General features: G+C 43.5%; 11 protein-coding genes. 4 read left to right on the forward strand and 7 right to left on the reverse strand.

Features of this window, described 5'->3' with window-relative positions:
- Window positions 1–11: 11 nt before the first annotated feature.
- Both CK503_RS02820 and CK503_RS02825 read left to right on the forward strand, forming a co-directional pair.
- Entirely contained in the window at window positions 12–611 is a 600-nt protein-coding gene (locus CK503_RS02820) for a GbsR/MarR family transcriptional regulator (protein ID WP_255233314.1), read from the forward strand.
- Complete coding sequence (locus CK503_RS02825; RefSeq protein WP_095605278.1) at window positions 604–981, forward strand: YraN family protein; 378 nt, start codon at window positions 604–606, stop codon at window positions 979–981. The genes CK503_RS02820 and CK503_RS02825 overlap by 8 nt, the downstream gene beginning before the upstream one ends.
- Before the next feature lie 9 nt (window positions 982–990).
- Here the strand turns inward: CK503_RS02825 and CK503_RS02830 are convergent, their stop codons facing one another.
- The 3 genes from CK503_RS02830 to CK503_RS02840 form a co-directional block, all read right to left on the reverse strand.
- A complete protein-coding gene (locus CK503_RS02830; protein WP_095605279.1) occupies window positions 991–2,262 on the reverse strand; it encodes a 1-acyl-sn-glycerol-3-phosphate acyltransferase in 1,272 nt (423 codons plus the stop codon).
- Entirely contained in the window at window positions 2,255–3,181 is a 927-nt protein-coding gene (locus tag CK503_RS02835) for a bile acid:sodium symporter family protein (protein WP_095605280.1), read from the reverse strand. The genes CK503_RS02830 and CK503_RS02835 overlap by 8 nt, the downstream gene beginning before the upstream one ends.
- A 107-nt stretch (window positions 3,182–3,288) precedes the next feature.
- A complete protein-coding gene (locus tag CK503_RS02840; protein ID WP_095605281.1) occupies window positions 3,289–5,232 on the reverse strand; it encodes a phospholipase D-like domain-containing protein in 1,944 nt (647 codons plus the stop codon).
- 79 nt (window positions 5,233–5,311) lie between these two features.
- Between CK503_RS02840 and CK503_RS02845 the strand changes: the two genes are divergently transcribed.
- A complete protein-coding gene (locus tag CK503_RS02845) occupies window positions 5,312–5,617 on the forward strand; it encodes an FtsB family cell division protein (RefSeq protein ID WP_095605282.1) in 306 nt (101 codons plus the stop codon).
- 109 nt (window positions 5,618–5,726) lie between these two features.
- Complete coding sequence (locus tag CK503_RS02850; RefSeq protein WP_141239868.1) at window positions 5,727–8,453, forward strand: putative LPS assembly protein LptD; 2,727 nt, start codon at window positions 5,727–5,729, stop codon at window positions 8,451–8,453.
- Window positions 8,454–8,799: 346 nt separating this feature from the next.
- On the opposite strand, the gene CK503_RS02855 is transcribed toward CK503_RS02850, so the two are convergent.
- From CK503_RS02855 to CK503_RS02870, 4 genes are all read right to left on the reverse strand, one after another.
- Window positions 8,800–9,393, reverse strand: a complete 594-nt coding sequence (locus CK503_RS02855; RefSeq protein WP_095605284.1) for a riboflavin synthase — start codon at window positions 9,391–9,393, stop codon at window positions 8,800–8,802.
- Window positions 9,394–9,417: 24 nt separating this feature from the next.
- Window positions 9,418–10,533 carry a bifunctional diaminohydroxyphosphoribosylaminopyrimidine deaminase/5-amino-6-(5-phosphoribosylamino)uracil reductase RibD gene (ribD, locus tag CK503_RS02860; RefSeq protein ID WP_255233315.1) on the reverse strand — a complete coding sequence of 372 codons (1,116 nt, stop codon included), beginning with the start codon at window positions 10,531–10,533 and terminating at the stop codon, window positions 9,418–9,420.
- A gap of 106 nt (window positions 10,534–10,639) precedes the next feature.
- A complete protein-coding gene (locus tag CK503_RS02865) occupies window positions 10,640–12,406 on the reverse strand; it encodes a SurA N-terminal domain-containing protein (protein ID WP_255233316.1) in 1,767 nt (588 codons plus the stop codon).
- 177 nt (window positions 12,407–12,583) lie between these two features.
- The gene (locus CK503_RS02870) at window positions 12,584–13,513 is read right to left on the reverse strand and encodes an MlaD family protein (RefSeq protein ID WP_095605287.1); all 930 of its coding nucleotides are present in this window, start codon (window positions 13,511–13,513) and stop codon (window positions 12,584–12,586) included.
- Window positions 13,514–13,523 lie beyond the last annotated feature (10 nt).

Below are 13,523 nucleotides of genomic sequence, written 5' to 3' on the forward strand. Positions count from 1 at the left end.
ATATCAAGCGTGTGAATGAATCTCGCTCCCAAACACATGAAGAAGCATTAGAGCAATTTATTTTGCTTTGGGGAGAGATGGCATCGGCCTGGGGCATTAATAAAACGATGGCCCAAATTCACGCTCTACTATATGCCGAGTCTGATCCGCTGGATACCGATGCTATTATGGATCAGCTGGATATAAGCCGCGGTAATGCCAACATGAATCTGCGCAACCTGCTGCAGTGGCAACTGATCCACAAGGTACATTTCAAGGGCAATCGCAAAGATTTTTACACCGCTGAGAAGGATGTCTGGAATATCGTTTCCACCATCATCAGGGAGCGACAGCAGCGTGAGGTAGCACCCATCCGGCAGAATCTGAACAAAACTCTCGACCTTTTTGAAGAGAAAGAATCCCTCTCTGAAGAAGAGCAGAATTTCCGGGAACGTATCGAAAAATTTACCGAGTTCCTGGAGATGTTTGAGCGGTTTACGGAGGCTCTCCTGCCGTACATCAACAAGAAGAACCTGAAATTCTTAAAGCATCTGGTTAAACTGGCCGAGATGAAACATTCCATCACAGGACCAAAACCGGATTCTTCATCACCACCTCAACATCATGAGTAAAAAAACAACGCGTGAAATTGGCGATGAGGGCGAAGAGCTGGCCGTCGCCTATCTTGAGTCAAAAGGCTATACCATTCTGGAGCGGAACTATCATTTTGAGCGCGCCGAGGTAGATATTGTAGCCTATGATAATGAGATGTGTATCGTGTTCGCTGAAGTCAAAACACGCTCCTCAAATACCTTTGGCGAACCGGAGGAATTTGTAGATGAAGAAAAGATTCAGAATGTCTATAAAGCGGCCGAAGCATGGATTTACGAGCGTAAAATGGATGGTGTCCCGGTACGATTTGATGTAATTTCCATTCTACAGAAAAATAATGAAGCTCCCGACATCAAGCACTTTGAGAATGCTTTTACACAAGGACGATAACACAGGCCTTTAATCTTCTTGTTGACGAAAGAGTCGGGAACGCAAGTCTTTCAACTTCTCCAACTGCTCAACAAATTTTTCGTCATCCAGCAACGTTGAACGCTTCTTTTTATCAAGCAGTTTGGATTCCAACAGATCTTTTCCCCGCACAAATAAAGGGGCTGTTGCCAGACTTGCCAGTATATAACCGCCTATCCACGGCAAGCTTACTCCTGCTAAAAACAGGATAAACGCTATCAGTATATAATAGAACGGCAACATTAATCCCACTAAAAATTTTACAGAAGCCTCAAATGCTTCGTCCTCCAAGTAGCTGTTTACCAGCCACCGGACAAGCTGATAGGGCGGCGCATTGTTAAGCAATGAAAAAAAATAACCAGGACTCAGTATCACATCCTTAAGATCAAACGAAACCGGATCCACTACATCCCGGACAGTCAGATCATATTGATCAGCTGTTTCCAGCAAAAACCTCGACTCCTCAACCAACTCGCCATTTAGCTGATTGCTAATAACTGTTGCGCGACGATTCACCAGCTCAGGATCCAACAACTCTTCCCGATTGGACTCCAGATCATCCAGCATCAATTGGTATAAATCATAGTACTTCTTATTGGGAATATGCAGTGTCAGCTTTTTGAGGCGATCCTCAATCTGCATTTTCACCTGATGGGCAGTCTCGCGGTCATCATCCTGATACGCCTGTTTGTACTGTAAAGCCGGAACCGGCTCACTATACTCTATGCGTACGGGTGTTCTCGACTTCCGATGATTGCCATAACTGATGCCAACCGGTACAATCTGCAGATCTAATTCCCAGTTGTATTTCTCTTCCACGCCAAAAACAATACGCGTAAATCCTTTGCTAAGCGGACGTATGCGTCGCCCCATAACTTGACTTGCCTCAGCAAACACAAGCAGCGCATCATTCCGAGCAAGGCACTGATAACACTCTTCAAATATTTTCTCATTGCGTTTTATAGTTCCGAAACCATCTCTGGCGCGATAAACCGGAAGCATGTTCAGCGAATAGAAAAAACGATCCAATATAGGATTGCCAAAAGCCTCGGCACGGGTCAGAAAGTGGACAAAATGTCTCGTGTTGTTAACTATATGCAACGCATCCAGAAAAGAATTCTGATGGTTTGCAATAAACATAACCGGTTTATTTTCCGGCACATGTTCTCTTCCAATCACCTTTATATCCGAATAAAAAAGGTGCAATGCCGGACGTATAACACCATACCTGAAAAACTGATACCAGAGATAATTCTTACGCATTGCTAAAAACTTGTTGTAAAGCTGATTTTCCTATCGACCAGTACCACCCAATTCCCAAGCCGGTAACGATATGCCAAATGCCCCACCAAGCTGCGACAAGAGCCATACCTCCCAATCCCTCAAAAAAGTTAAAAATGAGTAGCAGTCCCAAACCGGAATTTTGGATGCCGGTTTCAATAGCAATTGACTTTCGATCTTTATAAGGTAGATTAAATATCGATGCCAGCGCATATCCGCCCGACAGGGCAAAAGCGTTGTGGAAAAATACAAGAGCAATTACCAAATGCACATAGCTCAAAAAATTATCAAAATTCATGGCAAAAGCTACGAGCACAAATCCCGCAAAAAAGATAATTCCAAATCCTTTAATATAGCTTGAAATCCTTTGGGCCACCTTTTCTCGATAATGACGAACGGTCATTCCCAATATAAGTGGAATACCCAGAATTAAGCCAATGATCTTAAAAACTTCCCATAAATTTATATGGATGTCTCTCAATATGATACTGGTAGGTTCATACAAACTGGCCCAGAGCGTGAAGTTAAAAGGAGTCATAATAATGGCCGAAGTGGTAACTATGGCCGTCATACTTACCGACAACGCTGCGTTGCCCTTGGCCAACAGCGAAAAAAAGTTTGATACATTGCCACCCGGACAAGCTGCTACCATAAACATCCCCAGAGCCATACTCGGATGCGGTTCAAAGAAAATCACCAGCAGAAATGTAATCGCCGGCAACAAAAAAAACTGCGAAAAGATACCTACTATGGTAGATTTGGGATCTTTAACAACGCGTTTGAAGTCTTTAATCGACAACTCCAGTGCCACGCCAAACATAATTACAGCCAGCGATATATTCATCACCAGCAGCCCGCCTTCACCTAAATTCAAGCGTAAGGCGTCAATAGATTCATTCATAGTTTATCAAATTAATAATCACAGTCTACCTATCATTACAGTAGACATCTAAGCACTTGAAACTGCTATTTAAATAAAACAAATTTTACTGCATTTCTCAGTTATTTCTACTTTACAACTACGTTAGGACGCAATTTATCCATGGTTTTGGGACCAATGCCCCTGATATTTTCGAGTTGATCGATATGGGCGAACTGTCCGTTGTGTTCACGATATTCAATAATTCGCTGGGCATAGGCAGACCCAATGCCGGGTAACAACTTCAGTAACGAAGCATCTGCCGTATTAATATTAATAGGAAAAGCCTCTGAAGGCTCAGAATCATCCAAATCTTCATCACGCAGAAATTTTCTCCCTACCTTTTCGGAATTTCTCCACATCCCCGCCTGTTGCCGCTTTGCCTGCTCGGTATACTGTTTGAAAGCTCGCACCGAATCGGGGTGTTGCGCATAGTACTGCTCGTGCTGACCAAACCCCTGCTGCAGTAAGTGTTTGTTTAATGGTATGATTTTGCCCTTCTCCGTTTTTAGCCTCACATATGCCTGAAATGCACCATAACCGGCATCCGGGCGATCACCCGACGCTCCCTGCAGCTTCACTTCCCCACCGGATATTAGGTTCCGCAGATAACCCGAGGCTTCACGGGCATAATAGTCCGAGGAATCTTGCCCCGCATAAATACGCGGTACATTTATACCCAGAAACTCCACACCGTATCCAAACCCCGGCAGGACCTCTATCGCAAACTCACCTCCGTCTGACACCTCCTTAACCGGGTACCAGTGATCCGGATCAATAACGGGAGCAGGCACATCGGCCTCTCGCTGCGCACGCCGCACAACCCCACTAAAGTCCTGATAGAATTGATTCGTAATCCGATCGGAATGAATAATAAGCAGATTTTCATCATTATTAACTTCGGCATTTTTTGAGAAATTATACGAACCGGCAACTGTTACCCCTTTATCGGATGGATCCGGATGTTTGGCATCCACCAGCATAACCTTGTGATGCAGTTTCCGCATCTCATTAGCGGGAAGAATCATCCGGTTTTGCACCTTGGCTTCCGGTGATGCCCAGATATCGCCGTTGTTCTTATATCGATAATAAAACATCGGATCGATAACCCCGTTAAGTTCGATTTCTCCCGTGGCCGACATCTGCCAGATTGTTCTGCTGAGGGGTATACTCGGCGTAATTGCAAATGCCTGGAATCCAACATCATGCTGGGCTTCTGAACGAACCACCTCTACCAACCGATCCATAATACTGGGCTTGCTACCCGATCGGTTGATAGGCGAAAAATAGAGTTCTACTTTCGTGTCATCCACAAAATAGGTGTTCTCACCCACGTACGATTTATCTTTGTGATATTTTGATTTTGCCGGATTGGGTGTTTCATCGTTATCACCCCACATCTGTTCAAACTCATGAAGATAGGCCTTGGCAACACCGCTATCTTTAATAATGATGGTGTTATTGGTATTATAGGCTCCCGTATACGTCAAGTTTGTTGATCCCGTCCAAACCTTATCATCATGAGGTGTGGGACTCAAACCATCAATAACTGCAAATTTATGGTGCATGTCGGCACCGGCGTTAACCAAATCGTTGTCATCAATATCACCGTCGGGTTCATACACGTCCCCATCATCATCGATTGAAATAATACCGGCCTGCCGAAGTGTAACCCACATAGCTGAATCAATTTCAGCTGCATCGGTTCGGTTATAATTATCTGTCACCACTCTTACCCTTACACCCCGCTTGGCCGCTTCCGCCAGTGCTTTACCGATGCGCGGATGCTCCAGATCATAAATAGCCAAATCGATACTATGATTCGCCTCATCAATAAGCGATTCGAGCGTAGCCAGCAGGTCAGCGTTACTTTTACTCATATTCCCAGGCAATGCCACTGAATAATCAGCCGGCTGATTAAAATAAACCTTGATCCATTCTACCGAACTGGTGTCCTGCAAAGCCCCTTTTGCCTGCAGATAGAGCGGCGACAAAATAAAAAAGCCACATAGTAGAAAGAGCCTGCCCTTCATTTGGTTGTGTTTGATCTATAATTTGTAGTATTTTCGACCCTAATGTTCGCCATTACTATTGCCTAAAGCAACTTCGCTGATGAATTACGAATTACTGAACCCCTTACGGTGGCGCAAATCTTTTCTGGCCCTTATTCTGGGCGGCATTGTCGTGGTATGGTTTACCTTTATCGATACCTATAGCATTTGGGCGCGTATCGAACTCAACCAGCGCAAAGCAGAACTCAAGGAAAAGAAGGAACAGCTAAAAAATGAAACACAGGTTCTTAAGCAAGAAATTGAAAACCTTGAAACTGATCCTTTTCTGCTGGAACGTATTGCCCGCGAAGAGTATGGTATGAAGAAAGAAGGTGAAACAGTTTATAAAATCAAAGAAGTTGATTAACTGCGCCTCTGGTGACACTTCGTTTCTTTTCACTTCTGCTTTATACTATATAAGCTTACATTCTTCTTAACATCCTAACTTTGCTTAACGCACTACCGGCATCAATCGCATGAATACATCGTTCAAATATTTTTGCGGATATTGGGGATTGATGCTGTTGCTATTCTTGGGGACCAATCAACCCCTTTGGGGACAAGACACGACGGCAGTTCAGGATACTTTGCAAGAACAAACGGTCCCCCAAGGCCGGCCGGGCGCTCAACAAGGCCAGCAATCGGTAAGCCAACCCGAACAAGAAGGGCAAGTTAATTTTCAAGCCAGTGATTCACTGACTTTTGACTTTGAACAGAATCGCATTGCCACCCTTTTTGGCGATGCCAATGTTGTCCACAGCTCCGGCGAACTAAAGGCTGGAAAAGTGGCTATGAACCTCGACAGCAGCCTGGTAAGCGCCAACACCCAGACACCACAAGATACCCTCTCACAACCTGTCCTCATCCGCGACGGCGACCGTGTGCGCAGCAACAAGATTGATTTTAACTATAAAACCGAAAAAGGTCGGTTCGAAGTTGCCCGGGTGGGTGTGCAGGACGGTAACCTCATCGGAACAAAGGTTAAAAATGAAAGTCCCCATGTAGTATATCTTGAGGATGCTATTTATTCTACCTGTCAACTCGACCACCCGCATTACTATATTCAGGCCGCAAAAATGAAGGTAGTCGATGAAGAAGAAATTTTCTTTGAGCGGGCCCGGCTGTTTATTCTTGATATTCCCTATCCGCTCATTTTTCCTTTTGGCTATCTGCCCGGCAAGTTTGATCAAAAGCAATCGGGATTACTCGAGCCAACTTACGCCTACCAACAGCGTCAAAGTCGAGGCATAGGTCTGCAAAATTTCGGATGGTTCCAATATTTCAATGACTACCTTACGGGACAGGCTTCGGCAGATATTTTTACATCTGGCTCTTATTACTTTAATGCACGTTCCAATTATCGCATCCGTGATAAATTAAATGGTAGTATCGACATTGGATATTCCAAAGAGAACAGTGGACTTGAACCTACTGATCCTAATTTTACTACGAATGTTCAGAAGTCACTCAGCCTTAGCCACAGTCAAGATTTTTCACCCTATGCCAATCTTGATGCAAATATTAATTTAAGGACCCAAGATTACAACCAGCGTAACTCCTATGATCCGGATGAGCGCGCTGAAACAAGCACCCGATCGAATCTTAACTATCGGTATCGACATCCCGAAGGTGATTACAATTTTAATGCCTCTATTCGACATAACCAGAATTTTGCCACTAATGTAACTACCCTTTCGGGACCTGAAATAACCTTTAACCCCAAACGATTCACACCATTTTCAGGGGACCAGCAAACTACCGGGGGAGAATCAAGCTGGTATGAAAGCCTTACTGTAAACTATCAAAACAACTTTAGTTCAGATTTTGAGTTTGAACCAACAGCGGGCGATTCTGCAACTGTCAATTGGTTCGAGTCGCTGATCGACCCCGCCAAATATCGGGAAGCAACAGATAATGACGACCATTATAACTTCGGGTTTCGTCAACAGGTTGATATGCGGATGAATCAACTTATCCCCAGCCAATATATCAATGTAAGTGCCGGTGGTGACTATACGGAATACTGGTACCCTACTTCAACCCGGAAAACATTCAACCGGGATTCTGTTCGCGTAGAAGAAGAACAAGTTCGTGGATTTACCTCAGCCAGGGAATTTAGCACAAACCTAAATTTTAGTACCAAGCTTTATGGTTTGATGAATCTGAATATAGGTAACTTCCAGAGTGTCCGCCATGTTCTTACTCCATCAATCTCTTTTAGCTACAGCCCCAATTTTCAAAGTGACTCTTGGGGATATTATCGCACGGTACAAACGGATACCGCTGCTTCGCCAGGTCAGGAGCCCCCAACACAACGATATTCCATTTTTGAAAACGAGGTGTATAGAGGACCAACCGGCAGAGAACAGCGCTCAATCAATTTCAGCCTTAATAATACCTTTGAAGCTAAAAAGGTAGAGCGGGATTCGACCGGCGAAAAGAAAGAAAACATTATTAATCTTATTGACCAATTAAGTCTTAGTTCGAGCTATAATTTCGCGGCCGACAGCCTAAAACTAAGCAACTTAAATACAAGCTTAAGAGCCAAAATTTTACCGGGATTAAATATTCGTGCCAACGCTAACTTCAACTTTTACGATCGCAATGATCAGGGTGCCCGGATTGATGACTTTTTAATTCAAACAGACAACAAACCATTTGAACTTACATCTTTTTCCACCAGTACCAGCTATTCGGTTAAGTGGGGTGAAGGGGGCTTTCAATCCAATGACAAACCTCATTATCCGCAACAGTATAATCCACTAAACCAGAGCATTTTTCATCCGGTAGATCCCCATTTCAACAGACAACCGGTGCGTGGCTTTAATTCTCCGCTCTCTTTTTCTATTGATTTCAGTTATCGATGGAACTTAAACCCATCCCCTAACGCAGATAACAATAAATCAGCTACAATAAACGCCCGTAATATCAACATCAAACTTACGCCAAAATGGGATTTCCGTACTCAAATAGGATATGATCTCGTAGCAAAAGAATTCACTCCTTCTCAGTTTTCATTAAGTCGCAATCTCCACTGCTGGGATTTGTCGTTTACCATGAATCCGTTTGGGGATAATCAGTATTACTTCTTTTCGCTGCGCGTAAATGCTGGACAGTTACAAAGCATCTTCCAAAAACTGCCGGGACTAAACAACCTTGAGCGATCTTCCAGCAACAGCGGTCGCCGACCACGTGGATTTTAGATATTATTTATAATAATTTTTGAGTGAGAATTAATTCACTCGTTTGAAATGAACATTGGGGACTCGCTCGAAGAAAATCAATTCACTCAATTTTACGGTTTTAAACCGGGCATAGTGAATTCTGGGTAGAGACCGTAGGGAGAACAGGATAATTCTATACCGGTTTATTTTGTCGAAATAGATCTTCTTGAGAAGGACCATTAGAATTATCCCTCCCGAAGGTCAGAGTAGTTCCAGAATTCCAAGCCTTGATCTTTTAGTTCCTTTTGCATCAAGGTAAAAGGAATACCAGAATACAATTTGGAAACCGAAAATAAATCTATCCTCTACTATTCAATAGAAATTTTTATATCCCTCGATTCTCGAGGTATTTCACCACATATTTCCCCAGCACATCAAACTCCAGGTTCACTGTATCACCCACCTCTTTTGCATTGAGATTGGTATGCTCATAGGTATAGGGAATAATAGCAACGGTAAAGGTATTATCCTGCTCATTGGCCACCGTCAGACTAATCCCATCAATAGCAATGCTACCGCGTCCTACAATTAAATTACTGTGCTCTTTAGGATATTCAATCGTAAACAGCCAATCCGTTCCTTCCTGATCTATATTTTTAATGGTGCCGGTTGCATCCACATGTCCCTGCACAATATGGCCGTCAAGCAGCTGATCGGGGCGGAGCGACCGCTCGAGATTAACCGAATCATCTTTCTGCAAATCCCCAATATTGGTTTTTCGAAGCGTCTCAGCTACACTTTGCACGGTAAACGTTTCAGCATCACACGCCGTAGCCGTATGACAAACACCGTTAATACTAATACTCTGATCAATGCTCACTTCATCAGCAAAATCACTGGCAATGGTGATTTCCTTACCATCTTCAAGTGAGGTAATCGTTTCAATCTGTCCAACCGATTTTATAATTCCTGTAAACACGTTTCTAATTCTTTCTGATTGTGATTAAAGATATCCGGTAAACAACAGATCGTTACCTACCTGTCGCCACTGCACATCACGAAATTCCATAATTTCTGACATCCTGTTGATGCCGACTCCCATCACTGATTTAGTGCCACCACCCAGCATTTTAGGAGCAATAAAACATTCCACTTTATCCACTAATCTCTGGCGCAATAAGGCCGAAGCCAAATTCTGTCCGGCTTCAACCAAAATAGAGGTCACAGGCAGATGAGCCAATTCACGCATTGCTTCATCTAAATCAGTATGACCGCCTTTTTCATCCACCAATAGCGTCTGACCCCGAAAATAATCCGATTGCAGCATGTTTAACATCGGATCGGCTTCATTTTCAAACTTTTCTTTGTTATGGGTCAGCACAATCGTCTTTTCCTCGTACTGATCGGTAAACAAGTTCAAATCGCGTGGGAGATCCAACGGACCATCAATGACTATGCGCTTGGGTTGGCGCCCCTCAACATGGCGCACCGTAAGCCGGGGATTATCGAGTAAAGCAGTATTACGCCCCACCATTACCGCATCATATTGGCTACGCCATTTGTGAACAAACGCCCGTGATTCGGGTCCGCTAATCCACTCCGAATCCCCATCGGGAGCAGCAATATATCCATCCAGCGTCTGTGCAATTTTTAGCGTTACAAACGGACGATTATGCGTCTGATAGTGCAGAAAAAACTCATTCAGTTGTTGAGCCTCTTCTTTCATCAATCCTACATCAACCGTGATGTCATGATCGCGCAAATACTGAATGCCTTTCCCAGCCACTTTGGGCGTAGGATCTTCCATCGCTATCACAACCCGGCTGATCGGAAGATCGGCAAGGAGTTCGCAGCAGGGCGGTGTATTCCCATGATGGGCACACGGTTCCAACGTAACATACACAGTAGCACCTTTTAGCAACTCAGGGTTGTTAACCGAATCGACCGCATTTCTCTCGGCGTGCGGCTGACCGTAGCGCTCGTGATATCCCTGACCAATTTTCTGACCGTCAGCAGATACAATTACGCATCCCACCATAGGATTGGGGGACACATAACCCGCACCTCGTTCAGCAATCTCAAGCGCCAGCTCCATCCATTTTTTATCTGATTTGCTCATAATAATATCACTAATCTATTGCCGCAATCATCAAATCTCTTCAAACAAAAAAGGGCAAGAAGCGTTCCTCCTTGCCCTGAAAATACATTTAATATTTTTCTATTACTTAGCCGCGCAGCAATTGGGCTCGGTTATCTTCAATATCCGCCTCTTTCTTAAGTTGCTCAATCCAGGTATTCATAAATGCCTGATTTTTCTGCCGGCGTAATTGCTGACGAATACGCTGTCGCTCATCAGCTGTGAGATTATCAAGATCAGCTTCGTACAGTTCATCCAACTGCACTACGAAAGCCGCTGATGTACCTTCAATTGCCGGGGATTGTTCACCTTCATTCAGGCCAAAAATAGCACCCACAACTTTAGGCTCTCGTCCTGCACCTTCAATTGTTGCATCACTTTTAGCAAGCGATTCTACAGTCATTACTTCTTTACCTGCTGCCTCTGCTATACTTTTCAGATCACTATTTTGACTAATAAGATCTTCAACATTGGTAACAATCTGCTGCTTCCGCTTATTATTTGTTACAACCGTTCTTATTTGATCTTCAACCTCCTCAAAAGGTTCAACTCCGGCCTCTGTAATTTCGTTTACTTTAATAACCACAAACTGCTCGTTTAGCTCCAGGGGATCGGAAATCTGCCCTTCATAAGCCGATTCCAAAAATCGCATGATCTGTTGACTCTGCCCGATACCAGATATAAAGTTGTTGCCTTTTGTAGCAAATGCTTCACTGATCTCGAGATCACGCCGCTCCGCCTCTCCTTTAAAACCATCTTCCTGGGCATAAAAGCTGAAGTCATCAGCTGTTTCGGCGCGAGCATCAATTGTTGCAATCGGATCTGCTGTAATATCTCGACCAAAAACCGTAAACGTTACCTCATTGGCGGTTTCATCCAGTTTCTTAAGCAAAAACAGTCGCCCCCCATCCTGAATTACATCCGTAACTTTGCCAACTGATACATCTAACACCGGTTGATAGAGTTCACGAATCTCATCTTTATTCGCCGTTTTTACACTATATTCCATATCGGACTGATAGCGATTAAAAAAGAGCGAATCGTTCTCCGCTGTAACAAATTCAGACTGCAAGCGATTCATTTCCTCAAATGTACGGGTTGTATCCTCCTTGGTAGGCGTTTTATCAAAACTCACATATGTGATGCGGTATGATTCTTTTCGCTCATACTTATCCTGATTATTGTTGTAGTACTCCCGTAAATCATCTTCAGATACCGAAATTTCACTATTGCTGACATCAGCGTAAGGGAACCGCACAAAAGAAACATCAGCACGCGTGTTATTGCGGATATAATACTGCTCAACCTCATAATCGCTCACATCCATCGACGATTGCAGATAATTATTCATTTTCTGCTGCTGCCGCTTTTGACGCATCTGCTGCTCAATAGAAATAAGCAGCTGCGTATTTTCCGGAGCTTCCGCCCATGATTGCAGTGCTACTCTATCAATAGTTCCATCTTCATTAGCAAAATTCTGCCGAATAAGCGGATCGGGGTTCGGGCCCGTAATCATATCTACTACTTCCTGATCGGTTACATGAATGCCCAAATCATCCATCTTATCCTGGAGCAATCTGCTATTCACCAAATCATTCCATGACTGTTGTTCGTACTGCGCACGAACTTCGGGGGTCATAGAATTACCCGTTCGCTCAGAATACTGCTGAGTATAATACTGCAGGCGGTTATTATATTCTTCCAATGAAATTGATTCACCATTTACCGATCCAAGTGTTCGCGGCCCCTGCTGAATAACATCAAACATGTTCGTATCAGCCAACATCCATAACACTCCGAATGAGAAAATAAGTACCCAGAGAATAACACTGGTACTTTTTCTCATTTTATCCATTACACCCATAAAATCCTCTTATCTACGTCTTAATTGGTTCAAAAATGACATTCTTTGTGCTGCTTACAAGCTTCCAAATATACAAGAAGGCAATACTAAGAGCAATCTGACAAACCCAAAAATTATTTACATACAGATTCGCAATATAGATTATTGCCCGGTGCTACGCCATAACTTTTAAAATACCTCGATAAGCCGCATATGCTTAAGGTATTTCCGAGGATTTTCATTGATATTTTTAATCAACGAATCCATCTCCCCGGTCATACTTTCTAAATTATCATACAACGCCGGATCGTTAATCATCTTTCCAAGACTTCCTTCCCCGTCATTAATTTTGGTAAGAATTTCCTGCAGCTCGTTATTCGTTTTATTCAGATCCTTGCTAAGAACTTCAAGCTCTTTCAAAGATTTATCCAGGCCCGTGAGCACAGAATCAACTTTTGATTTATTACGGGAACTCATCGTATCCACATTCGCCAAGAACCGCTCGGCATGTCTGATACTTGACTCTATCTCGGTACGCCTGTTATCAAGAATAGTGGCTATATCATCGGATGTGTTATGTAGGTTTTGGAAAACACTGTCTATTCGCCCTTTGGCATCATCATCGAGCACATTATTGAGCTGAGCCAGAAAACGATTTAACTTTTCAAATGAGTCTGAAACATCCTCGCTGAGCTCCTGTCCTTCATCTTTAAAAACTTCCATCATACCTGCCCGGTATTCTCCCTTTATTGTATCCCCATACTCAAGCATTTCAGAAGAGTCACCTCGTTCAACGATAATGGCTTTCTCGTCCAACAGTCCTGATGACTGCAGATAGGCTACTGAGTTGCGAGGGATATCTACCCCGAGCTCGAAACTAAACGTTACAGCCACACTGTCATCTTCAGTCAGTTCCATTTTCTTAACGGAACCCACCTTTACTCCATTTATATAGATATAGTTTCCCGGAGAAAGCCCGTCGGTACGATCAAAGGTGGAATGGATAACCTGCGACTGCCGAAATACGGGCAGATCACTCATTAGGCGATATCCGATAAAACCCAATACAATAGCGGCTAAAATTGTTATTGCTACTTTTAATTCGTTGCTAATCTTCAAAATAACTCCT

This window comes from Fodinibius salipaludis, from assembly GCF_002287075.1.
Lineage (GTDB): Bacteria > Bacteroidota > Rhodothermia > Balneolales > Balneolaceae > Fodinibius > Fodinibius salipaludis.